25 protein-coding genes, 2 tRNA genes and 1 riboswitch are annotated in these 26,110 nt (G+C 47.4%); of the genes, 9 read left to right on the top strand and 18 right to left on the bottom strand.

What is annotated here, in order from left to right:
• Positions 1-10: 10 nt before the first annotated feature.
• The 4 genes from FD960_RS04895 to FD960_RS04910 form a co-directional block, all read right to left on the bottom strand.
• Entirely contained in the window at positions 11-253 is a 243-nt protein-coding gene (locus FD960_RS04895) for a hypothetical protein (RefSeq protein ID WP_215300393.1), read from the bottom strand.
• A 140-nt stretch (positions 254-393) separates the two neighbouring features.
• Entirely contained in the window at positions 394-1,137 is a 744-nt protein-coding gene (locus FD960_RS04900) for a hypothetical protein (RefSeq protein WP_215300395.1), read from the bottom strand.
• Between the two features lie 38 nt (positions 1,138-1,175).
• The gene (locus tag FD960_RS04905) at positions 1,176-2,132 is read right to left on the bottom strand and encodes a site-specific integrase (protein ID WP_215300397.1); all 957 of its coding nucleotides are present in this window, start codon (positions 2,130-2,132) and stop codon (positions 1,176-1,178) included.
• Between the two features lie 74 nt (positions 2,133-2,206).
• Positions 2,207-2,282 (bottom strand) — tRNA-Asn (locus FD960_RS04910).
• 21 nt (positions 2,283-2,303) lie between these two features.
• On the opposite strand from FD960_RS04910, the gene thiD reads away from it, so the two are divergent.
• The gene (gene thiD, locus FD960_RS04915; protein ID WP_215300401.1) at positions 2,304-3,188 is read left to right on the top strand and encodes a bifunctional hydroxymethylpyrimidine kinase/phosphomethylpyrimidine kinase; all 885 of its coding nucleotides are present in this window, start codon (positions 2,304-2,306) and stop codon (positions 3,186-3,188) included.
• An 18-nt stretch (positions 3,189-3,206) separates the two neighbouring features.
• Here the strand turns inward: thiD and FD960_RS04920 are convergent, their stop codons facing one another.
• The 7 genes from FD960_RS04920 to FD960_RS04950 all read right to left on the bottom strand — a co-directional run bounded on the left by FD960_RS04920 (position 3,207) and on the right by FD960_RS04950 (position 9,666).
• Complete coding sequence (locus FD960_RS04920) at positions 3,207-4,133, bottom strand: thiamine phosphate synthase (protein ID WP_215300402.1); 927 nt, start codon at positions 4,131-4,133, stop codon at positions 3,207-3,209.
• Between the two features lie 11 nt (positions 4,134-4,144).
• On the bottom strand, positions 4,145-4,963 hold the full coding sequence (locus FD960_RS04925) for a thiazole synthase (protein ID WP_215300403.1): 819 nt from the start codon (positions 4,961-4,963) through the stop codon (positions 4,145-4,147).
• A 55-nt stretch (positions 4,964-5,018) separates the two neighbouring features.
• Positions 5,019-5,216: a sulfur carrier protein ThiS gene (gene thiS, locus FD960_RS04930; RefSeq protein WP_215300404.1), complete on the bottom strand. Its 198-nt coding sequence runs from the start codon at positions 5,214-5,216 to the stop codon at positions 5,019-5,021.
• On the bottom strand, positions 5,207-6,355 hold the full coding sequence (locus FD960_RS04935) for an FAD-dependent oxidoreductase (RefSeq protein WP_215300405.1): 1,149 nt from the start codon (positions 6,353-6,355) through the stop codon (positions 5,207-5,209). The genes thiS and FD960_RS04935 overlap by 10 nt, the downstream gene beginning before the upstream one ends.
• Positions 6,356-6,386: 31 nt before the next feature.
• Positions 6,387-8,327: a phosphomethylpyrimidine synthase ThiC gene (gene thiC / locus FD960_RS04940; RefSeq protein ID WP_251369854.1), complete on the bottom strand. Its 1,941-nt coding sequence runs from the start codon at positions 8,325-8,327 to the stop codon at positions 6,387-6,389.
• A 39-nt stretch (positions 8,328-8,366) separates the two neighbouring features.
• A riboswitch (TPP riboswitch) is annotated at positions 8,367-8,476 on the bottom strand.
• A gap of 73 nt (positions 8,477-8,549) precedes the next feature.
• The gene (locus FD960_RS04945) at positions 8,550-9,389 is read right to left on the bottom strand and encodes an NUDIX domain-containing protein (RefSeq protein WP_215300406.1); all 840 of its coding nucleotides are present in this window, start codon (positions 9,387-9,389) and stop codon (positions 8,550-8,552) included.
• A 202-nt stretch (positions 9,390-9,591) separates the two neighbouring features.
• A tRNA-Arg gene (locus FD960_RS04950) sits at positions 9,592-9,666 on the bottom strand.
• Positions 9,667-9,726: 60 nt separating this feature from the next.
• Here FD960_RS04950 and FD960_RS04955 point away from each other — a divergent pair.
• The gene (locus FD960_RS04955; RefSeq protein WP_215300407.1) at positions 9,727-9,870 is read left to right on the top strand and encodes a hypothetical protein; all 144 of its coding nucleotides are present in this window, start codon (positions 9,727-9,729) and stop codon (positions 9,868-9,870) included.
• 55 nt (positions 9,871-9,925) lie between these two features.
• Here the strand turns inward: FD960_RS04955 and FD960_RS04960 are convergent, their stop codons facing one another.
• Together FD960_RS04960 and FD960_RS04965 are read right to left on the bottom strand one after the other, a co-directional pair.
• The gene (locus FD960_RS04960) at positions 9,926-11,146 is read right to left on the bottom strand and encodes an MFS transporter (RefSeq protein ID WP_215300408.1); all 1,221 of its coding nucleotides are present in this window, start codon (positions 11,144-11,146) and stop codon (positions 9,926-9,928) included.
• Positions 11,147-12,367: a CaiB/BaiF CoA-transferase family protein gene (locus tag FD960_RS04965; protein ID WP_215300409.1), complete on the bottom strand. Its 1,221-nt coding sequence runs from the start codon at positions 12,365-12,367 to the stop codon at positions 11,147-11,149. It abuts the gene before it with no gap.
• Positions 12,368-12,445: 78 nt separating this feature from the next.
• Between FD960_RS04965 and FD960_RS04970 the strand changes: the two genes are divergently transcribed.
• Positions 12,446-14,434 carry a DNA topoisomerase IV subunit B gene (locus FD960_RS04970; protein WP_215300410.1) on the top strand — a complete coding sequence of 663 codons (1,989 nt, stop codon included), beginning with the start codon at positions 12,446-12,448 and terminating at the stop codon, positions 14,432-14,434.
• An 80-nt stretch (positions 14,435-14,514) separates the two neighbouring features.
• A complete protein-coding gene (gene parC, locus FD960_RS04975; protein ID WP_251369872.1) occupies positions 14,515-16,887 on the top strand; it encodes a DNA topoisomerase IV subunit A in 2,373 nt (790 codons plus the stop codon).
• A 52-nt stretch (positions 16,888-16,939) separates the two neighbouring features.
• Here parC and FD960_RS04980 read toward each other — a convergent pair whose 3' ends face one another.
• Entirely contained in the window at positions 16,940-17,899 is a 960-nt protein-coding gene (locus tag FD960_RS04980; RefSeq protein WP_215300411.1) for an XdhC family protein, read from the bottom strand.
• Positions 17,900-17,974: 75 nt separating this feature from the next.
• On the opposite strand from FD960_RS04980, the gene FD960_RS04985 reads away from it, so the two are divergent.
• Positions 17,975-18,622 carry an NTP transferase domain-containing protein gene (locus FD960_RS04985; protein WP_215300412.1) on the top strand — a complete coding sequence of 216 codons (648 nt, stop codon included), beginning with the start codon at positions 17,975-17,977 and terminating at the stop codon, positions 18,620-18,622.
• A gap of 9 nt (positions 18,623-18,631) precedes the next feature.
• Here FD960_RS04985 and FD960_RS04990 read toward each other — a convergent pair whose 3' ends face one another.
• From FD960_RS04990 to FD960_RS05000, 3 genes are read right to left on the bottom strand one after another with little or no spacing between them, the layout of a single operon-like run.
• Positions 18,632-19,093, bottom strand: a complete 462-nt coding sequence (locus FD960_RS04990) for a RidA family protein (protein WP_215300414.1) — start codon at positions 19,091-19,093, stop codon at positions 18,632-18,634.
• Between the two features lie 30 nt (positions 19,094-19,123).
• Entirely contained in the window at positions 19,124-20,299 is a 1,176-nt protein-coding gene (locus FD960_RS04995; RefSeq protein ID WP_215300416.1) for a VWA domain-containing protein, read from the bottom strand.
• A 22-nt stretch (positions 20,300-20,321) separates the two neighbouring features.
• Positions 20,322-21,179: a MoxR family ATPase gene (locus tag FD960_RS05000; protein WP_251369855.1), complete on the bottom strand. Its 858-nt coding sequence runs from the start codon at positions 21,177-21,179 to the stop codon at positions 20,322-20,324.
• 165 nt (positions 21,180-21,344) lie between these two features.
• On the opposite strand from FD960_RS05000, the gene FD960_RS05005 reads away from it, so the two are divergent.
• A complete protein-coding gene (locus FD960_RS05005) occupies positions 21,345-21,710 on the top strand; it encodes a cytochrome c (RefSeq protein ID WP_215300420.1) in 366 nt (121 codons plus the stop codon).
• Positions 21,711-21,727: 17 nt separating this feature from the next.
• A complete protein-coding gene (locus tag FD960_RS05010; protein ID WP_215300422.1) occupies positions 21,728-22,072 on the top strand; it encodes a cytochrome c in 345 nt (114 codons plus the stop codon).
• 64 nt (positions 22,073-22,136) lie between these two features.
• On the opposite strand, the gene FD960_RS05015 is transcribed toward FD960_RS05010, so the two are convergent.
• Positions 22,137-22,775 carry a GntR family transcriptional regulator gene (locus FD960_RS05015; protein ID WP_215300423.1) on the bottom strand — a complete coding sequence of 213 codons (639 nt, stop codon included), beginning with the start codon at positions 22,773-22,775 and terminating at the stop codon, positions 22,137-22,139.
• A 96-nt stretch (positions 22,776-22,871) separates the two neighbouring features.
• Between FD960_RS05015 and scpA the strand changes: the two genes are divergently transcribed.
• Both scpA and meaB read left to right on the top strand, forming a co-directional pair.
• Positions 22,872-25,058 (top strand): methylmalonyl-CoA mutase, encoded by a 2,187-nt coding sequence (gene scpA, locus FD960_RS05020; protein ID WP_215300425.1) that lies wholly within the window; start codon positions 22,872-22,874, stop codon positions 25,056-25,058.
• A gap of 25 nt (positions 25,059-25,083) precedes the next feature.
• Complete coding sequence (gene meaB, locus FD960_RS05025; RefSeq protein WP_215300427.1) at positions 25,084-26,109, top strand: methylmalonyl Co-A mutase-associated GTPase MeaB; 1,026 nt, start codon at positions 25,084-25,086, stop codon at positions 26,107-26,109.
• Position 26,110: the final 1 nt, after the last annotated feature.

Genomic DNA, 26,110 nt, shown 5'->3' on the forward strand with positions numbered 1-26,110 from the left:
GATGTGGGTGTTACAGATTGACTTGCTTGCGAGCCAGCTGTCTGGCAATTTCTATGACCTTAGCGTCATAGGCTGGCCGAATGCGGTACCAGCCACCGCGCACCTTGATAAGTACGCCGGCTTCAACCAGTAATTTCCGGTTTACGCGCTCAAACCAATCTAGAGCGTTACTGGAGCCAAATAGTTTTTTGCCTTCAGGGGTTTTGAGAAATTCAGATCGACTCTGAATATTCTTGAGTGAAATATCTTCCATTTTGAATTTCCTTTGTTACTAAGTGCTTTGTGTGGTCTGCAGGTCTAGCAGACGAGCCAGCAAATGTTGGCGTGAGGAAATTATGGAATTTAGAAGTGGCGATTAAAAGGTTTGAGGTTCAAATAAATAACACCCTAAGCTTAGGGTTGTAGTTTTTTCCACACATTAATCCAGTTGTCTAAGGTTGATCTGTGAAGTGCTAGATGGGTACATCTAGCTTTCATCTTGTGATGGAAGTGGCTAACATTTCTATACATTTTCTCGCCCCTACGCCAGGCCATATATTCATTAAATATGAATTCCTTTTCTATTGCTTGTGGGCTTTCAGCATGGCGTTTTCGTGCTCTTTGTGAAGCTTTTTCAGCCAAATCTTTTGATGCTTTTTCCTTAAATTCAGGCTCAAACGCCTTTTTTATTTCTGGGGTCTGAATAATGTATCTGTAGGATTCATCATAGATAGAGTCGATGTAGCCAAAATATTTTGCTGCACCCAGACTGTAATGAAGTGATTGCTTATCGTTGCCTAATTTTCCAAAATAAATACAAAGAGCTGAATAGCTTGCAGCGCACTTAATCGCTGCCAATAGAGGGGATACAGGGGAATTCTTATGTGCCCATTCATCAATAAGTTTTAAGCGCTCCAACTCGAAACTAGATCGATTGCAGGCATCATCAAATCCTTTAATTTTTTGTTCGGTGAGCTTTATTTTTTTAGCTATTTTTAAAAACGATAGGGTGCATTTTTTGATATCGAGTAACTGGTCTAATTTTGGATCAACTTTAGCTTGAGAAAAAGCAACTGTGTATTTAATTTTCACAGTTGCTGTATTCAAAAAATCCAAGATATAGGCGCTATAGATATTATTTATTTCTATAGGGTTCATATACATAGCCTCTTAAAAAAGTGAAAATTAGCCAGACTTCACATGCGTTGAAAGGTCTTTTGAATTATCTCTTTTCGAGAGTCAATGCATAGATGGGAGTAACGCTTAGTCATAGCCAAAGATTTATGACCCATCGAATCAGCGATTGCTAATAGCGGCGCCCCTTGTTTAGCTAACCAACTCGCGTGAGTGTGACGCAGTGTGTGAAACACTACATTTGTGTTAGCTACATTTGCGTCTTGTAGTGCCGTGTTCCAAACTTTATTAAAGTTTGCGGGCTTGTAGGGATTAAGTCCGCCAAAGACCAATTCATCTTTACGCACTTTGGATTCAAAGCGCTTTAATTCCGCAACGACTTCGGGTATTAGCACTAAGACAAAGGGTTCACCATTTTTGGTGCGCGAGACAAAGGCTTCACCTTTTTCTAGGTCCACATCCTCCCATTTGAGGCCCATGAGGGCGCCTCTGCGCGCGCCCGTAGTGACGGCCATCATGACTAAGGCGGTGAGCTTATTCCAATGCGATATACGGCACATTTGGATTAAGCGCTCGTATTCATCAGGCTTGAGGTAGCGGGTGCGGGCGTTATCTTCCGGTAAGCGCTGCGTGTCATTGACCGGATTGCTCCATCCTTTCGGCATGAGGCGCTTTTTACGGGCCCAGGTAAGGGTGGCCTGTAATGTCGAGCGATAACGGTTTAAGGTCGAGTTTGAAAGGGGTTTATGGGTGGCAATGATCTCGCCACCACGTCTGGTTCCGCCTTTATTCATGAGCTTGCCACGGGCCTTTAGGGCGTCTAGGCAGTCATCAACGTGGTCGGCGTCGATCTCGCAGGCATATAAATGCCCGATTTTCTCGACAAAAAAGTGTAAACGTTGGTGTTGGTAGGGGTCGCGGCCCGTAAAGCTGGCCATATAGGCATCAGCAAGGGCGCTGAGGGTGAACTGCTCGCCCCGGACCAGTGGGGCGTTTACTGCTATTTTTTGATGTTCCATGTTTGGTTCTCCAGTAAAGAGCAACAGACAGTTGCAAATTAAAGTCAACGCTAAACACAGACCACACAAGCATTTGGCTCCTCGACCTGGGCTCGAACCAGGGACCTACGGATTAACAGTCCGGCGCTCTACCGACTGAGCTATCGAGGAATAAGCCGATATTATAGCAAGATGAAACCAACTACTCCAACTTCTGTGCAGATTCCCAAAGTATTGACCATTGCTGGGTCCGATAGTGGCGGCGGGGCGGGGCTCCAGGCCGATCTGAAGGTCATCACAGCCCTTGGTGGATATGGGATGACAGTCGTTACAGCCATCACAGCCCAGAATACTTTGGGCGTCATGCGTATTCAGGATGTCGATCTGGATGTGGTCGAAGCCCAGATTGATGCCGTCTTTGTTGATATCGGGGTAGATATTGTCAAAATTGGGATGTTGGCCAGCCCGGAAATCGTTCGCAGCGTCGCCTCCGCCCTTAAGCGCCATGGAGCAAGGCGAGTTGTTTTGGATCCTGTTTTAAGAGCCACTTCAGGTGCCAGTCTTGGTGGTGACGATACTGCCCAAGCCATGATTGCTGAGTTATTTCCAATGTCTAGCTTGATCACGCCCAACCTAGAAGAGGCCTCATTGTTATTAGGTCGAGATATTGCTCGTCTAGATGACTTCAAACAAGCGGCCGAAGAGTTGCTCGATATGGGGCCACAGGCCGTGCTGATTAAAGGTGGCCATTTAGATAGCACTCATACTCAGCTGACTGATTTCTTGATGTGGCGCACGATGGAAGATGGTCTCGAAGTAGTTCAGTCAAAAGAATTCAAGCACTACCGCGTTAATACGGCCAATACCCACGGCACAGGTTGCTCTTTAGCATCTGCGATTGCTACCTATTTAGCTGATGGTCATGATCTGCCGCACGCAGTTGCTAAGGCGATTGCTTATGTAGAGGCGGGACTGGAGGCCGGATGTTTTTTAAGTATTGGCGAGGGTCCAGGGCCCTTGTGGCATATGCATGATTTTTATCCAACCGCACTGCCAGAAGAAGAGGGCAAATACTGAGTTCGCCCTTGAGCGAACTTAAGTTTTCATTAACTCTTGAAGGCGCTTGACTGCAGCCTTCGGGTCAGATGCCCCATTAATTGCTCTGACTACCGCCACAGATCCAACGCCACTCTGTGCCACCGCATGAATACTGCTCTCATCGATCCCGCCAATGGCAACTAAGGGGTAGTGACTCATCAGCTTGGCGTATTTGTATAGGCGACCTAAACCTTGAGGTGCAGTAGGCATCTTTTTGAGATTGGTGGGGAATACCGCACCCATGGCGATATAGCTTGGGCAGAATCGATCTGCATAGACCATTTCAGAATAACCGTGCGTGCTTAAACCTAAGCGCAGACCGGCTGATCTGATAGCGTCTAAATCAGCTAACTCTAAATCTTCCTGCCCAAGGTGAACGCCATAGGCTCCGGCCTCAATGGCTTCCTCCCAAAAATCATTAATGAAGAGCAGGGTTTTACTGCCCTTAACGGCCTCAACAGATTGCGTAATCTGTTTCTTGAGAAGTTTTTTGTCATCAGATTTAAAGCGCAATTGCACGGTCGGAACTTCGGCTTCAACCATGCGCTTTACCCATTCCGCATCCGGCATAACTGCATACAAGCCCAAACGTTTCGGGCACTCCGCAAAGGCATTGGGATTCATATTGCGCGTCCAGGGAAGCAGATCAAAGTGCTCCGGTCTCGAAGGCCACTTGAAAGGATTAAAGCCGCCATCTTGGTGAACCATGCGCGACCAAGCTTTACCTAAAGTCTTAGCATCGGACTCGATAAAACCCATGGAAATCGCAGCAACCATACCCGCCAGTTCATAGTGGTCGGCAGCATGCTCATTATCAATTTTTGGCGGAGGCGATTCCAGGCTAAATTTGGGAATAGGTATGCACAAATCATCCTTAATATGTGCGGCAACAATTTGGTCGGCAAGGTCCCGTACTAGGCTCATGACTATCGTACTTAGCTTTGATGCCAGAAAGGCGTGCCAACGAGCGGGGTACTTGCCTGCGCGGATTCCTGTGGCTGCACTGCCCCAGAGAGATGGGCGGTGCGTCCAGCCTCTACCGACATAGCAAACGCTTTAGCCATTGCAACGGGATCATCGGCGAGCGCTACAGCGGTATTAAGTAAGACGCCATCAAACCCCCATTCCATTACCGTGCAAGCATGGGAGGGTAGCCCTAAGCCGGCATCAACCAAGAGCGGGACGGGTAAACGATCGCGCAGTAATTTCATGGCATAAGGATTTAGTGGGCCTTGGCCGGTGCCAATCGGCGCGGCCCAGGGCATGACTGCCTGGCAGCCCACATCTACGAGGCGTTGACATAAGATCAGATCCTCAGTGCAATATGGGAGAACCTTAAAGCCATCTTTGATGAGCGTTTCTGCAGTGGCGACTAATCGCAAAGTATCAGGCTGCAATGTGTAGTCATCACCAATAAGCTCAAGCTTGATCCAATCAGTTTCAAATACTTCTCTAGCCATTTGTGCTGTAGTGATAGCTTCTTGTGGGCTATGGCAACCTGCGGTGTTAGGCAATACAGGGACTGCCATTTTCTTCAGGAGATCCCAAAAGCCAGAGTGGGCTTCAGTAGTGGATGTGCCTTGTCTACGCAGACTGACGGTAATCATCCCAGGGTTAGATTGTTTCACTGCATTTTCTAACACCTGTGGTGAAGGGTAGCGTGAAGTGCCAAGCAACAAGCGACTTGCAAAGGTCTCGCCGTAGAGTACCAATGGATCTGCTGTATTGAGTGGAGTTGGCAACGGTGCGGTCATTTGAATGAAATAGGTTGATGTAGGTTTTGAAGGGGGATGTCGGTCAGCTGTCTATTTAGCCGCCGGTAACTGGTGCAATGACTTCCATTTCATCGCCTTCATTTAATTGTTGTACTGCGTGTTTTGTTTTTGGAACAAATTCATAGTTGATTGCCACAGCGTATGGTGGAGTTGCAGCAATGAGTAATAAGACATCATCAATCGTGCTACCTTCTGGCACTTGTCTCTCAATTTGATTGACGATTACGCGCATGTGCTCGCCTCGCGCAAGTCGGAGTTCACCTCAAGCCCTAGTATTTCTGCGGTGGGACTAGAGTCTGTGCTGATCAACTCTAGAGCGCAGTCTAATATCGCCGGAGAAATCATGAAGCCATGACGATATAGTCCATTAATTAGCATTAAGTCCGCAACTCCCGATCTTCGTTCAACATGAATCTCTGGCAAGTTATCTTTGAGAGTTGGTCGACATTGTGTCGCCATCTCAAGGATGCGCGCTTCGGCAAATCCACTGTGTACCGTATAGGTGGCGCTCAGTAACTCCATGGCCGAGCGCACACTCATCGGTGATAAGTCTTCGGATTCGATCTCAGTGGCGCCGATAACGTAAACATCATCTTCTTTAGGGGCGATATAGATCGGATAGCGTGGATGAATTAAACGGGTGGGGCGGCGCAACTTAACCTCTGGTGCATGCAGTCGAATGACTTCACCGCGAACACCGCGTAGATCCTTGGGGGCAGAATCAGTATTTTTCCAAGCCTTTTTTGCCCCTAGGCCACGGCAATCAATCACCCAATCAAATCGATCAATCTCTTTACGAAGTTGCTCTGGATCGGCTGGTGTATGCCAATGGCATTTGACCTTCATGAGCTTGAGTTCTACCAACAAGGCCTCTAGTAATTGGCGGTTGTCTAATTGACCCTCATTAGGAAGATACAGCCCTTGCGTAAACCGATCAGCAACACCTGGCTCGATTGCTTTTAATGAATGGCTATCCAAGCGTTGTGGAGCGGATAAGAACTCATTGCGCATGCTATTGCGCTCGAGATGTGAAGCAAAGCGCTCTGCATCGCTAGCGTCTTGGCGATGCCACAAAATCAACGTACCATCTTGCTGAAAAAAGACGGGTTTCGCGAGTTCATCAATCAACTGCTTCCAGCGCGGAAGACTATGAATGCCCATACCCACGACATTATCTTCAGTGATGGCTGACTCTGCGAGTGGAGCCAGCATCGCTGCAGCAATTCGAGCGGGGGATTCGAGCGCATCGGAGCCCCCTTTTTCAAATAGCTCGACTTGCGCCCCGCGTTTGGCAAGCGCAACCGCCAGTAACCGACCTATGAGGCCGGCACCGACGATGGCATATTTACCTTTTGCGAAAGTGCTATTCATTTCAATGAATGTTTTTCAGTATGAAGATTACTTACTGATAAATCTCACTACCGCGCTTGCGGAACTCCGCAGACATTTCTTCCATGCCTTTTTGTGGATCTTGCGCTACTTCAGCCGCAATCGGAATCACTTTAGAAGTCTTCGGATTGCCATCTGCATCTAAAGTGGCAGCGTAGTCACGCACTTCTTGAGTGATCTTCATAGAGCAGAACTTGGGTCCGCACATTGAGCAGAAGTGGGCAATTTTCGCGCCTTCAGCCGGGAGAGTCGCATCGTGATATTCACGAGCGCGCTCAGGGTCTAAGCCTAGATTAAATTGATCTTCCCAGCGGAACTCAAAACGCGCCTTGGATAAGGCGTTGTCACGCACTTGCGCACCAGGCAAGCCCTTAGCTAAGTCTGCACCATGAGCTGCAATTTTGTAAGTGATGATGCCAGTACGAACGTCTTCTTTGTCGGGCAAGCCTAAATGCTCTTTGGGTGTGACATAGCAAAGCATGGCAGTGCCATACCAACCAATTTGTGCCGCACCAATGCCGCTAGTGATGTGGTCGTAGCCTGGAGCAATATCGGTAATCAATGGTCCAAGGGTATAGAAGGGTGCCTCTAAGCAGTGCTTCAGTTCCTTGGTCATGTTTTCTTCAATGCGTTGCATTGGTACATGGCCAGGACCTTCGATCATGACCTGAACATCGTGTTTCCATGCTTTAGCGGTTAATTCACCAAGCGTATGGAGTTCGCCGAACTGAGCGGCATCATTTGAGTCAGCGATACAGCCAGGACGCAGGCCATCACCTAGACTAAATGAAACGTCATATGCTTTCATGATTTCGCAGATTTCATCAAACTTCGTGTAGAGGAAGTTTTCTTTATGATGCGCTAAGCACCACTTCGCCATGATGGAGCCACCACGAGATACGATGCCGGTAATACGGTCAGCAGTTAAGGGTACATAGCGCAACAAGACGCCAGCATGAATGGTGAAGTAATCCACGCCTTGTTCAGCTTGCTCAATTAAAGTGTCGCGGAACATTTCCCAGGTAAGGTCTTCAGCAATGCCGCCGGTCTTATCAAGCGCTTGATAAATAGGAACGGTACCAATTGGCACTGGTGAGTTGCGAATAATCCATTCACGTGTTTCATGGATATGTTTGCCGGTGGAAAGATCCATGATCGTATCGGCACCCCAGCGGATTGACCAGACCATTTTTTCTACTTCCTCATTGATGGAGGAGGTGACAGCTGAGTTACCTAAGTTGCCATTGATCTTGACGCGGAAGTTTCGGCCAATAATCATTGGCTCTAATTCTGGGTGATTAATATTTGCGGGAATAATCGCTCGACCAGCGGCGATTTCAGAGCGAACAAATTCACCGGTGACGATGTCCGGCAGGTTGGCGCCGTAGCTTTTGCCTGGATGTTGCTTGAGTAACTGCTTGTACTCTGGGTTTTTGCGCAATTGCTCTAAGCCCATGGATTCGCGTAAGGCTACGTATTCCATTTCAGGGGTCACGATGCCTTGGCGGGCGTAATGCATTTGGCTCACATTTCGACCAGCTCTAGCTACGCGTGGTGCATTGATATGCGCAAAACGTAAGCTTTGAGTCGCTTCGTCCTTTGAACGCGCAACGCCGTACTCAGAACTTGGACCGGATAATTGCTCTGTATCTCCACGTTCTTCAATCCAGTTTTTCCGGAGTAAAGGCAAGCCTTTTTCAAGATTAATCAATATGTCAGGATCACTATAGGGGCCTGATGTGTCGTAAACCGGTACCGGTGGATTGGCAACCATTTCTTCACCCACGCGCGTGGGGAGTTGCTCAATCATGCGAATCGGCGCTTTGATATCCGGACGTGAGCCCTCTAAATACGTTTTAGTGGATGCCGGGTAGGCGAATTTTTGACCGAAATCGCGCTCTAAGCTTTTTAAGCTTGGGATCTCTTGTTTGGTTTTATTGTTGGTATTGCTCATGTCCATCTCCTGACTGTTTAAGATGGACGAAACCGGGTGTCGGTCTGATAGAAATCTCCCCACGCCAGCATTACCTGGATCGGGTTATAGGGTCTTTCTCAGCGCCTCAAAGTTAACACTGGACTTAGAGGGCACCCCTGTTTCATCCTTAATGCCAATTTAACCACGAAATTACCGTCAGCTGGGTGACTTCGGTCAAGTGAAAAGACGGTAAATTGGGTTTTAGCGTGCCCTGGTATTTCGCAAGATGAAATCAGCGGTAACGAAAGCCGCATCACTGGTGAATTCATCAGCCAAAATGCGTGCCGCAGCCTCAGAGAGGGGAATTTCAATAAAACCACTGACTTCGCCATCATGATTGGTGGGTATGAAGTTCTCTGCCAGCTCTAAATCATAGATATAGAGCTGTTCATCATGAAAACCCCGGTTGGGGATGGGTCTACGCATATGAATTCTGCCAACAGGCTCAATTTGGTCAGAAATTTGAGGGGGAACGCCGGCTTCTTCCCATAATTCTCTACGGGCATTCACCCAGGGTGTTTCATCCGCTCCAATGCCACCAGCTGCCAAGTTATCTAGCCGACCTGGGTCTGTGGCCTTGGTTTCGCTGCGTCGACCTAACCAAAGATTGCCTGCTTTGGTGTATCCATTGATATGGGTTGCCATGCTTCTGAAGCCAAAGGTGCGGAAAGCGGAGCGCTCTAAGCGGAAGTATTCATGCCCATTTTGATCTATCCAGGCAAAATCTTCATGTCTCCAACCTGGAATAAATCCACCTTGATGCATGCGATCTGCTAGCTTGGACAGGCTATCTGAAAGTGCAATAGGTCGAGCATGTTCAATAGTGAGGCGATCATGCCCCAATCTGATGTGCGGAATTGCTTGTTTTCCTAATGATTCTTGCAAGTAAGGAATGAATTCAGGATTCAAATGACCAATCACTTGATTGGACTCAAGTCCGCCAGCAAAATAAATTGGCATGAAGTCCTGTGGGGCGGATCTTGATACGTTTTGAAGCATTTCTTCTAACGCGGCTAGTGTGCTGGTAGTGATCTTGTGCATGCGCTTAGTGTAAGAGAATTCAAAACCGATTGATTAAAAATTCTGAAATCAATTTCATTTGTCAATAGAGCGCGAGTGAATATTTTTTCTCAAAGAGTGCTGCTTATAAATTAAGCAAGCCAGGTCACTCTATACAAATCTACGACTTACGAAAACTTTTTGGTATTTATCCACACAGGCTGTGGATAAGTTTTTTTCAAATTGGTCCCGCCGACAGGAATCGAACCTGTATCCCACGCTTAGGAGGCATGTGCACTATCCATTGTGCTACGGCGAGATAAAAAGCAATTGCAAAAAATCATTACGGCAAAACTAAATCTACAGTAGAAATAATCTAATGCGCGTACAAAAGGGTAGTCAGCGAAAGCATTATCCACGCATCTCGAACTTACCAGCCACACATTGCCCATACTTGATTCGTGAGGGCCACCATCATGTCCGGGGCAAAGTAAGAGGCGAAGACGATGATGAGAACAAATAATGCGGATATATAAAAAACGCTACGCCAGACTGAGTTATTTACTTGCATAAAACTTTTAGGTGGTTGCGACACGATGAATTGCACGCTCTTTCACTGGCAAGTTAACTAGGAAGGCGAAAATACCTAGTGCGATCGCAATATTCCAAACAATAGAATAAGAGCCAGTGCGATCGAATAGATAGCCGCCCAAATACGCCCCGCAGAAGCTGCCTAGTTGATGAGAGAAAAATACCAAGCCCGAAAGCATGGTGAGGTATTTAACGCCGAAAATTTGCGCCACAATCGCATTGGTTAAGGGTATGGTGGATAACCAAAGAAAGCCCATGATGGCAGCAAATACGTAAGTGCTAGTTGGACTTAGCGGTAGCCATAAGAAACCGAGAATGGCGATAGATCTGCTCAGATAGATGCCAGAGAGCAGGTAGCGCTTCGGAAAGCGTTGGCCGAGTATTCCGGCGCTATAGGTGCCAAAGATATTAAAAAGACCAATCAAGGCTAAGGCAGTAGTTGCTACCGCTGGTGCGCCAACCTCGGGATAGATTTTGGAGAGATCTTTCAGGTATGGCGCTAAGTGCACCGCAATAAATACCACCTGAAATCCACACACAAAATATCCAAGGGTAAGCAAACGAAAGCTTGGATTACCAATGGCCTCATTTAAGGCCTGTCTAATGGTTTGATCACCACGTTGGTGTGTAGACGCGACCGTCGGCTCGCGCAACATGAAGGCAATCGGGATCATGAGGCTGGCCATAAGGGCCAACATGAGCAATGCATCGTTTGCGCCAAAGCTACTGAGTAAACCTTGCTCAACAGGAATCATTAAGAACTGACCAAATGAACCTGCGGCCGCAGCAATACCCATTGCCCAAACCCGTTTTTCTGCGGCAACGTTGCGCCCCAGAATTCCATATACAACGCTATATGTTGTTGCGGTTTGCGCTAGCCCAATGAGTAAGCCGCCAGCTAGTGAAAAGTTCACTGCATCCGTTGAGAGCGCCATGCCTGCTAAGCCAACTGCATAGAGTGCGCCGCCAACAAGCATGATCTTGAACGCGCCATAACGATCTGCCAGTGCGCCCGTAACGGGTTGAACCGCTCCCCAAATTAGGTTTTGCAGTGCGATGGTGAGTGCAAACGTTTCACGGCCCCAGCCATTGGCAGAAGTAATAGGTAGATTAAAAAGACCAAATCCATGGCGTATACCCATGGAAAAGGTCACCATCAGCCCACCAAAAATCAGGACTTGCTTGAGTGATAGTTTGGTGGAGGCCAATTAGACGATGCCTTTGCTATGTAGAGCGTCAATTGCCTGATCGTCTAATTTGAGTCGCTCTCGTAGGATTTCATTGGTGTGCTGACCAAGAGTGGGGGGTGCCATGCGGACATCTACCGGGGTTTCAGATAAGTGAATTGGGCTAGCAACCAGCTTCATCGTGCCAGCGGTAGGATGGGGCACATCAATCTGGATGCCACGTGCTTTTACTTGCTCATTTTCAAAAACTTCCTGGAAGTTATTGATTGGCCCACAGGGCACATTAGCCGCCTCAAGAAGGGATATCCATTCTGCCTTGGTCTTCTGACGGGTCATCACTTCAAGCAATGGAATCAATAACTTACGATTTTCAACGCGCAAGGGATTGCTTAAATAGAGGGGATTTTCAGCTAAATGAGCCTCTCCTCCAGCGGTCACGAAATGCTTGAATTGGCCGTCATTGCCCACGCCAACAATCATCCAGCCATCCGAAGTCGGGAAGGTTTGATAGGGAACAATAATGGGGGAAGCATTGCCCCAACGGCGCGGAACCTGATTGGAGCAGAGATAGGCGCTAGAAACATTGGCCATGATTGCAATTTGGGTATCGAGTAAGGCCATATCAATATATTGACCTTGTCCAGTTTGGTCTCTGTGTACTACAGCGGCCAAAATAGCGGTGCTGGCATACATTCCTGTAAAGATATCGGCAATTGCTACACCAGCCTTTTGTGGGCTAGCGCCTGGAAAGTCATCTGCCTCACCCGTAACACTCATAAAGCCACCCATGCCTTGGATGATGAAGTCATAACCAGGTCGATGAGCATAGGGCCCGTTTTGGCCAAAACCGGTAATGGAGCAGTAAATGAGGTCATTTTTGACCTTTTTAAGACTCTCGTAATCCAGGCCATACTTGGCCAAATCCCCAACTTTGTAGTTTTCGATGACCACATCAGACTCTTTTGCCAACTGACGAATGATCTCTTGGCCTTCTGGCTTGCTGATATCGACCGTAATCGAGCGTTTATTGCGGTTAATACAGATGAAGTAGGCTGATTCTGCGGTGTCGTTACCGTTTTCGTCTTTGGCAAAGGGAGGGCCCCAGTGGCGGGTGTCGTCACCAGCCCCCGGCCGCTCCACTTTAATGACATCGGCACCGAGATCGGCGAGGTTTTGTGCGCACCATGGGCCGGCAAGAACACGGCTGAGGTCTAAAACGCGAATATGACTTAAGGCTCCCATCCTGTGATTTTGGCATGAATAGAGGGGTAATTTGTGAAAATTCCGGTTTTAGTTCAGACATGACTACAATTTGCGCGCATGGCTACCCGTAAAACTTCCGAATACAGCGAATCATCGATTCAGGTCCTAAAAGGGCTAGAACCCGTCCGTCAACGGCCGGGAATGTACACCCGCACAGACAATCCTTTGCACATCATTCAGGAGGTGTTGGATAACGCTTCTGATGAGGCATTGGGAGGATTTGGCAAGCAGATCATCGTTACTTTGCATACCGATGGAAGTGTCAGTATTGAGGATGATGGTCGCGGTATTCCGGTGGGAATGCATCCAACTGAGAAGTTACCAGTTGTAGAAATCGTATTTACTCAACTTCATGCTGGCGGCAAGTTTGAAAAAGGCACTGGCGGTGCTTATGCATTCTCCGGCGGCTTGCACGGTGTTGGTGTATCCGTTACCAATGCTTTATCTAAGCGTTTAGAAGTCACGGTCTGGCGCGAAGGCCAGGTCTCTACCTTGACCTTTGCGGACGGCAAAGTGATCGAGAAGCTCAAATCCGTTGCGTCCGGAAAAGAAGATAAGTCCCATGGCACGCGCGTACGCGCTTGGCCTGATGGCAAATTTTTTGATAGCTCTGCCATTCCAATGCCAGAGTTGATTCGCTTATTGCGCTCCAAGGCAGTGTTGCTGCCAGGCGTCAAAGTAACCCTCATTCAAGAAAAATCCGGCGAGAGTCAAACTTGGCAATACGCGCAAGGTTTGCGTGGCTACCTCAATGAGGCAATGGCTCAAGCAGGTCATGGCGCAGAAGTTATTCCACCATTTGAAGGCGAGCAATATGCCACTGGGAATGGAGATGACGATTCATTTGCTGAAGGTGAGGGCGCGGCTTGGGTAGTCTGTTGGACCGAAGACGGTGCGCCAGTACGCGAGAGTTATGTGAACTTGATTCCTACTCCTGCTGGCGGAACCCATGAAAGCGGTTTGCGCGAAGGTCTCTTTAATGCTGTTAAAGGTTTTATTGAAATGCATGCTTTGCAGCCTAAAGGTGTGAAGTTGATGCCAGAGGACGTGTTTGCTAGAGCATCATTTATTTTGTCCGCTAAAGTGTTGGATCCCCAATTCCAAGGGCAAATCAAAGAGCGTCTGAATTCTCGAGATGCGGTGCGTTTGGTTTCCGGATATGCGAAGTCCGCATTAGAGCTTTGGCTCAATGAGCATGTTGATTACGGTCGCAAGCTGGCTGACTTGGTCATTAAGCAGGCGCAAGCGAGAACACGTGCTGGCCAAAAAGTAGAAAAGAAAAAATCATCAGGCGTAGCTGTTTTGCCTGGAAAATTGACGGATTGCGAGAGTCAAGATACTGGCCTCAATGAAATTTTCCTTGTCGAGGGTGACTCTGCGGGTGGTTCGGCGAAGATGGGTCGCAATAAAGAATATCAAGCAATCTTGCCGCTGCGCGGCAAAGTATTAAACACCTGGGAGGCAGAGCGCGATCGCCTGTTTGCCAATAATGAAGTGCATGACATTGCCGTGGCGATTGGCGTTGATCCACACGGTGCAAATGACACTCCTGATTTGTCCAACTTACGTTATGGCAAAGTTTGTATCTTGTCGGATGCGGACGTAGACGGTGCGCATATTCAAGTCTTGTTATTAACCCTGTTCTATAAGCATTTCCCGAAGTTAATTGAACTGGGTCACGTGCATATCTCTCGTCCACCATTATTTAGAGTGGATGCCCCAGCGCGCGGCAAAAAGCCGGCACAAAAGATTTACGCCTTGGACGCAAATGAACTGCAAGCAATTGAAGATAAGTTGCGCAAGGATGGAGTTAAAGAATCCGCTTGGCAAATTTCTCGCTTTAAAGGTCTGGGAGAGATGAGTGCCGAGCAATTGTGGGATACCACTTTGAATCCAGATACCCGTCGCCTGTTACCGGTGACATTGGGAAGTTGGACTGAAGATGAAACAATTAAAACAATGGATATGTTGATGGGCAAATCCGAATCCGGGGCGCGCCGAGATTGGTTGGAAGAGCGCGGTAATGAAGTGGAGGCGGATATCTAATGGCTATTAAAAAAACTCCTGGCGATGCAGGTGCTATTGAGCAGGCGGATTTATTTTCAAGCGCTGCCGATCCTATCGAGATGGATATTGTTGAGGTGGATGCGCCAGCTTTGGCATCTACTGGCGGCCCTAATGATCCGCACGACCCTAAGGTGGTAGAGCTTAACGAGGACGACAAAGATAGCTTAACGCTAGCAGTTTATGCGGAGCGTGCTTATCTTGATTACGCGATTAGCGTGGTTAAAGGTCGCGCCTTGCCTGATGTATCCGATGGTCAAAAACCAGTTCAACGTCGTATCTTGTTCTCCATGAGTGAGATGGGTTTGCGTGCGGATGCTAAGCCAGTCAAGAGTGCTCGTGTAGTGGGTGATGTGCTGGGTAAATTTCACCCGCATGGTGACCAATCAGCATATGACGCCTTGGTGCGTTTGGCGCAGAGCTTCTCTTTGCGCTACCCCTTAATTGATGGTCAAGGTAACTTCGGTTCTCGCGATGGCGATGGCGCAGCTGCGATGCGTTATACCGAGGCGCGCCTAACCAAGATTGCCAGCTTGTTATTGAGTGAGATCGATGAGGGTACGGTCGATTTCGCACCCAACTACGATGGCTCGTTCCAAGAACCAAAACTATTGCCCGCTCGTTTGCCATTTGTTTTGCTTAATGGTGCATCAGGTATTGCCGTGGGTATGGCGACCGAAATTCCTTCGCATAACTTGCGTGAGGTGGCTAGTGCTGCGATTGCATTAATGAAGTCGCCGAAGATGACTACCCCCGAGCTTTTGGAAATCATCCCAGGACCAGACTATCCGGGTGGCGGTCAGATTATTTCCTCCACGGCAGAGATTGCTCAGATCTATGAAACTGGCCGTGGCAGCCTAAAGGTGCGCGCCCGCTGGTCTATTGAAGAGTTAGCAAGAGGCCAATGGCAAATTGTGGTGAATGAATTGCCGCCTTCAACCTCATCTCAGCGCGTGCTGCAAGAGATTGAAGAGATTACCAATCCTAAAGTAAAGGTTGGCAAGAAAACCTTAACGCCAGAACAAAACAATCTGAAGTCCACTATCTTGAATGTCTTGGATGGTGTGCGTGATGAGTCGAGCAAAGATGCGGCAGTACGCCTAGTGTTCGAGCCAAAGAGCAAGAATATTGACGTCAATGAATTTGTTAACTTGCTGCTTGCTCATACTTCATTGGAATCCAATGCCCCAATGAATTTGGTGATGATTGGTACCGACGGTCGTCCACGCCAAAAGGGTCTAAAGGAAATCATTTCAGAATGGATTTCTTTCAGGGTCGGCACAGTGACTCGTCGTACTCAGCATCGATTAAATAAAGTAAAAGACCGTATGCATATTTTGGAGGGACGTTTAACCGTTCTTCTGAATATTGATAAAGTCATTAAGATCATTCGCAATAGCGATGAGCCTAAAGCGGACTTGATGAAGGAATTCAAGTTGAGCGAACGTCAGGCCGAAGATATTTTGGATATCCGCTTGCGTCAGTTAGCTCGCTTAGAGGGAATCAAAATTGAGCAGGAGCTCAAAGAGCTGAAGTCTGAACGCGAAGATCTTGAAGGTTTATTGCAAAGCGATACTGTTTTGCGTAAACGTATCATCAAAGAGATTGAGTCTGACATGAAGGAGTTCGGCGATGATCGTCGCACTCTCATTTTGGAAGATAAGCGCGCTGTAGCGGAAACCAAGGTTCTGGATGAGCCTGTCACAGTCATTGTTTCTCAAAAGGGTTGGGTGCGTGTTCGTCAAGGTCATGAACATGATGCAACTCAGTTTGGCTTTAAGGCGGGCGATGGCTTGTACGGCACTTTCGAGTGTCGCACTGTTGATGTGATGCAAGGTTTTGGTAGCGATGGCCGCGTTTACACAGTCCCTGTCAGTGAGTTACCTGGAGCCCGGGGTGATGGTTCGCCATTAACAAGCTTTGTGAATTTGGCGGCCGGCTCTCAGATGGTTGCCTATTACGCAGGTCAGCCAGATGATTTGGTGCTCATTTCTACAAGAGCTGGTAACGGCTTCTTGGCCAACGTTGCCGATATGACGACTCGCAATAAGGCTGGTAAATCCTTTGTTGGAATTGACAGCAAATTCCCTGGCGGAGATGCCCCTTTGGGCGCAGCTAAAGTCACTGCCGGCATGAAGCAGGTTGCTTGCTTATCTGAAAACTCCAAATTATTAGTTTTCCCTCTCGATGAGTTGAAGCGCTTGCCGACTGGCGGTAAAGGTGTGATTTTGATGGGTCTGGATGATAAAGAGAAGTTGGCATCCGCTATTGCGGTAGGACCTGACGGCGCAACCTATTCTGGTGCTGGTCGTGCGGGTAAACCAACTGAGCTTAGTCTCGATGCGAAGACCTTAAAGTCATTTGCGGGCAATCGCGCACGCAAAGGTCATTTTGTCGAGCCGCGTCTGAAAGATGGAAAGTTAAAGGCGAACTGAGTTCAATTTGGCGTTCATACAAAACCCGATCAGTAGCTTGATCGGGTTTTTTTTAAACTTTCTTGGGTATAGCAACACCATATTTGACGGCAATCACTTCCGCCAAAATAGATACAGCGATTTCCGGCGGAGTGAGAGCACCAATATGAAGCCCCACGGGGCCATGTAAGCGCTCAACTTGCTCTCTTGATACATCAAACTCTAGTAAGCGCTCTTTGCGTTTTTGTGTGTTCACGCGACTGCCTAAGGCGCCGACATAGAAGGCTGATGACTTGAGAGCCTCCATGAGCGCCATATCATCCAATTTGGGATCATGGGTTAAGGCAACTACAGCCGTGTGTGAATCTACACCGATCTCCAGCAGTACGTCATCCGGCATACCCTTGATAAATTGAATATGCTCGCGATCTATTCCTTCGGCATATTCCTCACGGGGATCAATCACAATGACCTCAAAATCAGAGGCCAAGGCAAAATCAGCCGTATATAGGGAGAGCTGTCCTGCGCCAATGATGACCATGCGCCAACGGGGACCATAAGTCGTCTTCATCAATTTCTCATTGCAGACAAAAGGGGTATTTCGGGTGCCTGGCTCAAGTGAAGATTTGCCGCTACTCAAATCAATCGTGCGGGAAGTAATTTGATGATTGGAGATTGCGTGCAGAATTTCCTCTAAAACGGAGAGCTCAGGCTTGGGCTCCACGAGCAATCGCAGGGTGCCACCACAAGGCAAGCCAAAACGGGCGGCCTCCTGCTGGCTTACTCCATACACAACCATCTCCGGAGTGTCTTTGGTGAGAATTTCAGTCTGAACTCTGCGAATGAGATCATCTTCGACGCAACCACCTGAAACTGAGCCCATCACCTGCCCATCTTGTCGGATTGCCACCCATGAGCTTACAGGTCTTGGTGCCGAGCCCCAGGTTTGTACAACAGTGGCAATTGCCACTTGATGCCCATTTTTAAGCCAATCAACGGCTGCCTTTAAAACGCTTAAATCGGTGCTATTCATGTTTGATCTTAGTTTTGTCTTATTACTTTTTGTATTTATTATTTATTTGTCGCCAGTTTAATTATTATCACCCTAATGACAACTTTAAGCTCCATCACTCAGCAACCGCTACGCTTGGCGATTTTGTTGCTCGCAGCTGGCGAGGGTAGTCGTTTGGGTTCTTACCCAAAAGGTCTACTTATGAGAGAGGGCAAGACGCTGATTGAGCGTTTTGCTAAAGCAACTCAATCCTTCAAGCCAGTTGAGTTTGTTGCGGTGACAGGATTTCATGTTGAAGCGATAAAAGCTGAAGTTGCCAGGGTGAATCTGGAGCTTTCACACAAAATCCAGTTAATCCACAATCCTCATGCTGATCGAGGTCAAGCCTCATCGGTCAGGTTGGGTTTAGAAACTCTCCATGGTCAATTTGATGTGCTGTTGATTGCGCTCTCTGATCAACCTGAAGTAGGTGCCGCTGAAATTGCCCAATTACTTGATCAGTTTTCCGTTCGGCAGGAGGGCAAGGAAATCATTCTCCCGATTGCAAATGGACAGCGAGGCAATCCTATCTTGTTTTCGAGGCAGGCGATTCAGAATATTTTGGCGCTACCGAATATGGTTTGTCGTCCGTACATGGATGCGCATGAGGACCAGGTTCATTTCATGGAAACTGAAAATACCGCTTTTGTGCTGGATGTCGATACACCGCAAGACATCCAGACTTTTCAACTCAGCAAGAATTAAATTGCTGTATTAGATTTCAGCAATTAGTTCAATTTCAACGCAAGCACCCAGGGGGATTTGCGCTACACCGAAGGCGCTCCTGGCATGTTTGCCGGCGTCACCAAACACCTCAAAGAGTAATTCAGAGCAACCATTAATGACCAAATGTTGCTCCGTGAATTCTGCGGTGGAATTGACAAGACCCATCACCTTAACAATGCGCTTCACTTTATCTAGTGATCCCAGATGATTCTGTAAGGTGGAGATCAGATCAATCGCAATCGATTTGGCAGCCGCTTTGCCTGTCTCAGTATCCATATTGGAGCCCAGTTTTCCGACCCAAGGTTTGCCATCTTTCTTCGCAATATGGCCAGAAAGAAATACGGTATTGCCAGTAGTTGCAGCCATGACATATGCGGCGGCAGGAGGGCCTGGTGGTGGTAATTCAATGCCAAGGTTTTTAAGGCGATCGCTAATGTGGTTTGTCGACATGTTTATCTCTAGTTGTGGGATGTTGAAATCTTACTTGGAAAGTTGACGCATGGCACTTTCAAGGCCATTTAAGGTTACGGGGTACATCCGATCTTGCATGAGTCCTCGCATAATATCGATTGACTGACGATATTGCCAAACAGACTCGGGCTCGGGATTTAACCATGCGAAATGCGGGAAGTGTTCAATTAGTCGATTGATCCAGGTGGCGCCAGCTTCTTTATTGTTGTATTCAACAGAGCCATTTGGGCTCAGAATTTCATAGGGTGACATCGTCGCATCGCCAACAAAAATTAATTTGTAGTCCGGACCATATTTATTAATGATGTCTTGTGTTGGGGTCGCCTGATCGCGCCTACGACGATTACTTTGCCAGAGATGCTCATAAACGCAGTTATGGAAGTAGTAGTGTTCAAGATGCTTGAATTCCGTTTTCACCGCGGTAAAGAGTTCAGAGATGCGCTGAATATGGTCATCCATAGATCCGCCGACATCCATCAGCAGTAGAACCTTGACCTGATTGTGACGCTCTGGACGCATTTGAATATCCAGCATCCCAGCATTAGCAGCAGTCGAGTGAATGGTCTTATCTAAATCCAACTCAAGATTGGAGCCTTCTCTTGCAAATCGTCTCAAGCGACGTAATGCCATTTTGATATTTCGCGTTCCTAGACCAATGTCGCTGTCATAGTCTTTGAACTCGCGGGCCTCCCACACTTTTATTGCGGTCCTATTTCCTGCGCTCTCACCGCCAATCCGAATTCCCTCGGGGTGATAGCCGCTATGACCAAATGGGGAGGAGCCACCAGCGCCAATCCATTTATTGCCTCCCCCATGCCATTCTTTTTGCTCTTTCATCAACTCTTGAAGGCGTTTTTGTAAAGCCTCGGGGCCGCCTAATTTTTGTAGAGCTGCTTTTTCCTCATCGCTGAGAATGCGTTGCAGCTTCTTTTCCAGCCAATCGGCTGGAATATCTGGCGATAGGGCGATGATCCGTTCAATGCCATTGAAATAAGAGCCAAAAACTTGATCAAAGCGATCAAAGTGTTGTTCGTCTTTTATCAAAGCCATTCTAGCGAGCTGATAAAAATCATCGATCGATGGCTCTATCACGCCTGCTTTCAATGCCTCTAGCAAGGTTAAGAATTCCCGCACGGAAACGGGGATCTTAGCCTCTTTTAGGTTAAGGAAAAATTGAATCAGCATGACTCATTTACTTGTGAAATATTTACCGATGATTTCGGTTCATTTGCACAAGACGCTCGAACAAATGAATGTCTTGTTCATTTTTGAGTAATGCACCATGCAATGGCGGTACAACAATCTTTTCTTCGGAGCTATAGAGTGCTTGCGCAGGAATTTCTTCCGCTAGTAGTAATTTGAGCCAATCGATCAATTCAGAGGTGGAAGGCTTTTTCTTTAAACCGGGTAATGAGCGAATTTGATAGAAAGACTTCAGGGCGGCTTCGAGTAGATCCTGCTTGATATTGGGGTGGTGCACATCAACAATGCTTTGCATCGTTCCTGCATCAGGGAAGGCAATGTAATGAAAGAAGCAGCGACGCAAGAAGGCATCTGGCAATTCTTTTTCATTATTTGAGGTAATGATGACTAAAGGGCGGTGCTTGGCTTTGATGAGCTCACGTGTTTCATAAACATAAAATTCCATGCGATCAATTTCTCGCAGAAGATCGTTTGGAAATTCAATATCAGCCTTATCGATTTCATCAATCAATAGAACTACCGGCTCATCTGCCTCAAACGCTTGCCAAAGCACGCCTTTGACAATGTAGTTTCGAATGTCTTTGACTTTCTCATCCCCCAATTGCGAATCACGCAAGCGGCTAACCGCGTCGTATTCATAGAGGCCTTGTTGAGCCTTGGTGGTGGATTTGATGTGCCATTGCATCAGGGGCATATTGAGGGCGGCAGCTACCTCTTCGGCCAACATCGTTTTTCCGGTGCCGGGCTCCCCCTTGATGAGGAGAGGGCGTTGTAGGGCCATGGCAGCATTCACGGCTAGTTTGAGATCCTCGGTAGCGACATAGCTTTGGGATCCATCAAAGCGGGATTTGGTCTTAGTCATTGTTTTTGGCATTCAAATTCTGTAAAGAGCGTTCAAGTATAGGTAAAAGGGTCTTTAATTTCAGTGTTTTCACTGATTTTGATGGCCTGAAGTGGAGGGCAGAGCTCTCTCTCCGCTATACTCTCTCCAAATTGATCTAAATCAAACTCGTTAATGATGATTTCTATGAAAAAACACCTCATTCTTTCCCAAATCGCCGTATGCGCAAGCTTAGCTTTTGCTGGTTTTTCAGCCCAGGCTGATGATGTCAAAGGTTCAGCTCAGGCTGGTCAAGGCAAAGTTTGGCTTTGCATTGGTTGCCATTCGATTCCTGACTATCGCGCAGACTATCCTTTGGTCTATAAAGTGCCAATGTTAGGTGGTCAAAACGCTGCCTATATCGCTGGTTCACTGGCTGCCTATAAGAAGGGCGAAAGAAAGCATCCAACTATGCGTTCTATTGCTGCAAGCTTGTCTGATCAAGACATGGCCGATCTTGGCGAATACTATGCTGCGCAAACAGCCAGCTCACCAAATAACCCATTGAAGTGATATTTAGAGGCACGTTTATGAAATTCGCACTAATTACCGCCATTTTGTTATCCAGCATTGGTGTGGCTCAAGCCGCTAGCGCTGATAAAGGTCAAGCTCTTGTTGAGAAGGCAAATTGCGCTTCTTGCCACGGTGCTGGCTTAAATGCTCCGATTTTGCCTACTTATCCTAAGTTGGCTGGTCAGTACTCTGATTATCTGTATTACGCTTTGCGTGCCTACAAGGTTGGCAATTCCAACCCTCAGTTTGGCCGTAACAATGCCGTGATGTCATCGCAAGTTCAGACTTTCTCTAATGCTGACATGCAAGACATTGCCGCATATGTTTCTACATTGCCAGGAAATTTCGTCGTTAAGAAATAATCGGCTTTTTGTAGGATCCGATAAAGGCTTAGGTTAAATTCCTAAGCCTTTGTTATTTATAGATTTATTTCGTTGCTTCTAGGCCATGGGCCAAGTGTTTACGCATTGCGGCCTCTGCGGCTGTCGCATCTCGCTTCAAAATTGCTTGAAGAATCTCACGATGCTCAACCAGCGAGCTCAATAGACGTCCACTGCGGCTGAGTGAGTCTCGTCTCTGTAGCTTGAGGACTTTGCGCAAGTCCTCAATAACGCCATTCATCCATTTATTTCCCGCAATTTCCTGGACAAGATCATGAAATTTCACATTAATCTCGAAAAACTGCTCTAAATCTCTATCGGCGGCAGCTTTTTCAAGGCGGTGATGGAGATTATCTAATTGCGTTAACTGATCTTCGGTAGCCTTTATAGCCGTTTCCTTCGCCGCCTGGCCTTCCAATAAAGAGAGGACGGTGAAGATCTGCTCTAAATCCCTACGATCTACCTGGGTTACGTAAGCACCTTTGTTCATCTTGGTGGTTACTAGGCCCTCAGAGGCCAATACCTTAATGGCTTCGCGCATCGGCGTTCTGCTGATCCCAAACTGCATTGCAAGACTTTGCTCGTCTAACCAGCTGCCTGGAGCTAATTCGTGGGCGAATATCTGCTCGCGTAAGCGTTCAGCCACATCTTCATAAAGAGGTCTATTAATCAGTTTTGTATTCATAATTATGTATACAGTATCTAGACAAATAAAAAAAAGTCAAGCAAAATAGCCCTACAAATTTAGCAACAATGCAATAAAGCCAACCAGGAGTGCTTTATGAGTTCAAGTGAAAAAAAGTCTGCATCCAATACATGGCCAAATGTGCCGAATAGTAATTTGGATGCTTGGAAGAAATCAGCGCAAAAATCGGCACCCAATGGTGATATCGATAAGTTAGGTTGGAAAACACCTGACGGTATCCATCTAAAAGCTCTATATACATCGGAAGATGTTGATGGCTTGCAATACACCAATTCATTGCCGGGATTTGAGCCGTTTGTCCGTGGACCTCAGGCCACCATGTATTCAGTTCGCCCATGGACGATTCGCCAATACGCTGGATTCTCAACTGCTGAAGAATCCAATGCCTTTTATCGCAAGGCGCTTGATGCGGGCGGTCAAGGCGTCTCTGTGGCCTTTGACTTGGCAACGCATCGTGGATATGACTCAGACCATCCACGTGTTACCGGTGACGTTGGTAAAGCAGGCGTAGCCATTGACTCCGTTGAGGATATGAAGATTTTGTTTGATGGAATTCCGTTAGATAAAGTATCTGTATCAATGACGATGAATGGCGCCGTACTGCCAGTCTTAGCTGGCTACATCGTTGCAGGTGAAGAGCAGGGCGTTAAGCAGGAATTGTTATCGGGAACGATTCAGAACGATATTCTGAAAGAGTTCATGGTGCGCAATACTTACATCTATCCACCTGAGCCATCGATGCGCATTATTGGCGACATCATCGAGTACACCGCGAAGCACATGCCTAAATTTAACTCGATCTCGATTTCGGGTTATCACATGCAAGAAGCGGGTGCAAACCAAGTGCTCGAATTGGCATTTACATTGGCTGACGGCAAAGAGTATGTAAAAACTGCTTTGGCTAAAGGCTTGGATGTTGATGGCTTTGCCGGTCGACTTTCTTTCTTCTTTGCGATTGGTATGAATTTCTATCTAGAGGTTGCCAAGCTTCGTGCTGCGCGGCTGTTATGGTGGCGCATCATGAAATCATTCGAGCCAAAGAATCCTAAATCCTTAATGTTGCGTACGCATTGCCAAACTTCAGGCTGGTCTTTGACTGAGCAAGATCCGTACAACAACGTTGTCCGTACAACCGTTGAGGCAATGGCTGCGGTATTTGGCGGTACCCAATCTTTGCATACGAATTCATTTGATGAGGCAATCGCCTTACCTTCAGAGTTCTCCAGTCGTATTGCCCGCAATACTCAACTCATTCTCCAGGAGGAGACCCATATCACTAGCGTAATTGATCCATGGGCGGGTTCTTACATGATGGAGAACCTTACTCAAGAAATGGCTGACAAGGCTTGGGAGATTATCCAAGAGGTCGATGCTATGGGTGGTATGACTAAGGCTGTGGAAAGTGGCTGGGCTAAGCTGAAAATTGAAGCCGCCGCCGCTGAAAAGCAAGCAAAGATCGATTCTGGCTCTGATGTGATTGTCGGCGTGAACAAATACAAGCTTGGTAAAGAAGATATTGTTGATGTTCTCATGATTGACAACGATAAAGTGCGCGAAAGCCAGGTTGCTCGCTTAAAAGAAATTAAGGCAAAGCGGGATAGCAAAAAAGTAGAGGCTGCATTAGAGGCCTTAACAAGGGCCGCAGAAGGTAACACTGGTAACTTGTTAGAGTTGGCGGTTCAGGCAATTCGTTTGCGTGCCACAGTTGGTGAAGTTTCTGATGCTTTGGAAAAGATTTACGGGCGCCATCGCGCCGATACTCAAAAGGTGACTGGTGTGTATGCAGCTGCTTATGATTCAGCCGAAGGTTGGGAAAAACTCAAAGTAGAGATTGCTGATTTTGCGAAAGATTTCGGCCGTCGTCCACGCGTGATGATTGCTAAGCTTGGTCAAGATGGCCACGATCGCGGCGCGAAGGTGGTTGCAACTGCTTATGCTGACTTGGGCTTTGACGTAGATATTGGACCGCTATTTCAAACTCCAGAAGAATGTGCTCGTCAAGCTATTGAAAATGACGTGCACGCCTTAGGTGTTTCAACACTTGCTGCTGGTCATAAAACCTTGGTTCCGGCCATCATTGCTGAGTTAAAGAGACAGGGCTCTGATGACATCATTGTGTTTGTGGGCGGCGTGATTCCGCGTCAAGATTATGAGTTCCTATACGAGGCGGGTGTAAAGGGAATTTATGGTCCAGGTACGCCGATTCCAGCATCTGCAAAAGATGTGCTCGAGCAGATTCGTAAGTCTGTAAAGCCAAGCTGATTTAGCATCGGTTCGGATAAATAGCATGCTTAATGCCGTTGACCAGGCGCTGGTTAATGATCTAACAGACGCGCCATCGCTTGCGCAGCGCCGGGCTTTGGCCAAGATCATTACCTTGCTTGAATCTACGCGCATGGATCATCGTCAACGTGCCGATGAGGTGTTAAATACCCTATTGCCAAAGACGGGCAAGTCATTTCGCCTCGGCATCTCTGGCGTCCCAGGAGTCGGTAAATCCACTCTCATTGAGTCACTCGGTCTGTATCTGATTGAGAAGGGGCATCGTGTTGCTGTATTGGCGATTGACCCGTCATCCAGTTTGTCCGGTGGATCTATTTTGGGTGATAAAACCCGCATGGAGAAGTTGTCGGTCTTGGACAATGCCTTTATCCGACCAAGTCCTTCATCTTGTACCTTGGGTGGTGTTGCAGAAAAAACCCGTGAAGCCATGTTAGTTGCAGAGGCCGCCGGCTTTGATGTAGTAATTGTGGAGACGGTTGGTGTTGGTCAAAGCGAGATAGCAGTAGCAGGCATGACAGATATGTTTTTGCTGCTGCAACTACCAAATGCTGGTGATGATCTGCAGGCTATCAAAAAAGGGGTGATGGAGATTGCCGATCTCATTGTGATCAATAAAGTGGATATTGATCCAGACGCCGCAATGCGTGCGCAATTATTTATTACTAGCTCTTTACGTCTACTGGGTTTTCAGGGCAATCCAGACCATGCATCCCATGATCAAGAATTTTGGCACCCTACGGTAATGACATTAAGTGCTCTTGAAGGCAGGGGCGTTCCAGAGTTATGGGAAAAAATTCTACATTTTCAAAAGCTCCAGAAGGCCAATGGCAAATTGGAGTCGCGTCGCCAACAACAATCTGGCGCATGGATGTGGGACAGAATTGATGCAGGTCTCAAAAACGCTTTTCAGAATCATCCAGCAGTACAAAAAATGTTGCCCAGCCTTAGTGCTGAGGTGAATCAAGGAACCATGGCCGCTTCAGTTGCCGCGAGACGTTTGCTCGAGGCGATGGGGCACGAATTTTTCTAAG

It is taken from the genome of Polynucleobacter sp. AP-Nino-20-G2 (assembly GCF_018688235.1).
GTDB lineage: Bacteria > Pseudomonadota > Gammaproteobacteria > Burkholderiales > Burkholderiaceae > Polynucleobacter.

Bases quoted from the DNA above. Each gene is read 5' to 3' on its own strand.
- FD960_RS04970 (WP_215300410.1), top strand. From the start codon at position 12,446: ATGGCTACCCGTAAAACTTCCGAATACAGCGAATCATCGATTCAGGTC.
- FD960_RS04895 (WP_215300393.1), bottom strand. From the start codon at position 253: ATGGAAGATATTTCACTCAAGAATATTCAGAGTCGATCTGAATTTCTC.
- FD960_RS05000 (WP_251369855.1), bottom strand. From the start codon at position 21,179: ATGACTAAGACCAAATCCCGCTTTGATGGATCCCAAAGCTATGTCGCT.
- meaB (WP_215300427.1), top strand. From the start codon at position 25,084: ATGCTTAATGCCGTTGACCAGGCGCTGGTTAATGATCTAACAGACGCG.
- FD960_RS04935 (WP_215300405.1), bottom strand. From the start codon at position 6,355: ATGAATAGCACTTTCGCAAAAGGTAAATATGCCATCGTCGGTGCCGGC.
- scpA (WP_215300425.1), top strand. From the start codon at position 22,872: ATGAGTTCAAGTGAAAAAAAGTCTGCATCCAATACATGGCCAAATGTG.
- FD960_RS04945 (WP_215300406.1), bottom strand. From the start codon at position 9,389: ATGCACAAGATCACTACCAGCACACTAGCCGCGTTAGAAGAAATGCTT.
- FD960_RS04925 (WP_215300403.1), bottom strand. From the start codon at position 4,963: ATGACCGCACCGTTGCCAACTCCACTCAATACAGCAGATCCATTGGTA.
- FD960_RS05015 (WP_215300423.1), bottom strand. From the start codon at position 22,775: ATGAATACAAAACTGATTAATAGACCTCTTTATGAAGATGTGGCTGAA.
- thiD (WP_215300401.1), top strand. From the start codon at position 2,304: ATGAAACCAACTACTCCAACTTCTGTGCAGATTCCCAAAGTATTGACC.
- FD960_RS04905 (WP_215300397.1), bottom strand. From the start codon at position 2,132: ATGGAACATCAAAAAATAGCAGTAAACGCCCCACTGGTCCGGGGCGAG.
- FD960_RS04965 (WP_215300409.1), bottom strand. From the start codon at position 12,367: ATGGGAGCCTTAAGTCATATTCGCGTTTTAGACCTCAGCCGTGTTCTT.
- parC (WP_251369872.1), top strand. From the start codon at position 14,515: ATGGATATTGTTGAGGTGGATGCGCCAGCTTTGGCATCTACTGGCGGC.
- FD960_RS04920 (WP_215300402.1), bottom strand. From the start codon at position 4,133: ATGAGCCTAGTACGGGACCTTGCCGACCAAATTGTTGCCGCACATATT.
- FD960_RS04980 (WP_215300411.1), bottom strand. From the start codon at position 17,899: ATGAATAGCACCGATTTAAGCGTTTTAAAGGCAGCCGTTGATTGGCTT.
- FD960_RS04995 (WP_215300416.1), bottom strand. From the start codon at position 20,299: ATGCTGATTCAATTTTTCCTTAACCTAAAAGAGGCTAAGATCCCCGTT.
- FD960_RS04985 (WP_215300412.1), top strand. From the start codon at position 17,975: ATGACAACTTTAAGCTCCATCACTCAGCAACCGCTACGCTTGGCGATT.
- FD960_RS05005 (WP_215300420.1), top strand. From the start codon at position 21,345: ATGAAAAAACACCTCATTCTTTCCCAAATCGCCGTATGCGCAAGCTTA.
- FD960_RS04900 (WP_215300395.1), bottom strand. From the start codon at position 1,137: ATGAACCCTATAGAAATAAATAATATCTATAGCGCCTATATCTTGGAT.
- thiC (WP_251369854.1), bottom strand. From the start codon at position 8,327: ATGAGCAATACCAACAATAAAACCAAACAAGAGATCCCAAGCTTAAAA.
- FD960_RS04955 (WP_215300407.1), top strand. From the start codon at position 9,727: ATGCGCGTACAAAAGGGTAGTCAGCGAAAGCATTATCCACGCATCTCG.
- thiS (WP_215300404.1), bottom strand. From the start codon at position 5,216: ATGCGCGTAATCGTCAATCAAATTGAGAGACAAGTGCCAGAAGGTAGC.
- FD960_RS05010 (WP_215300422.1), top strand. From the start codon at position 21,728: ATGAAATTCGCACTAATTACCGCCATTTTGTTATCCAGCATTGGTGTG.
- FD960_RS04990 (WP_215300414.1), bottom strand. From the start codon at position 19,093: ATGTCGACAAACCACATTAGCGATCGCCTTAAAAACCTTGGCATTGAA.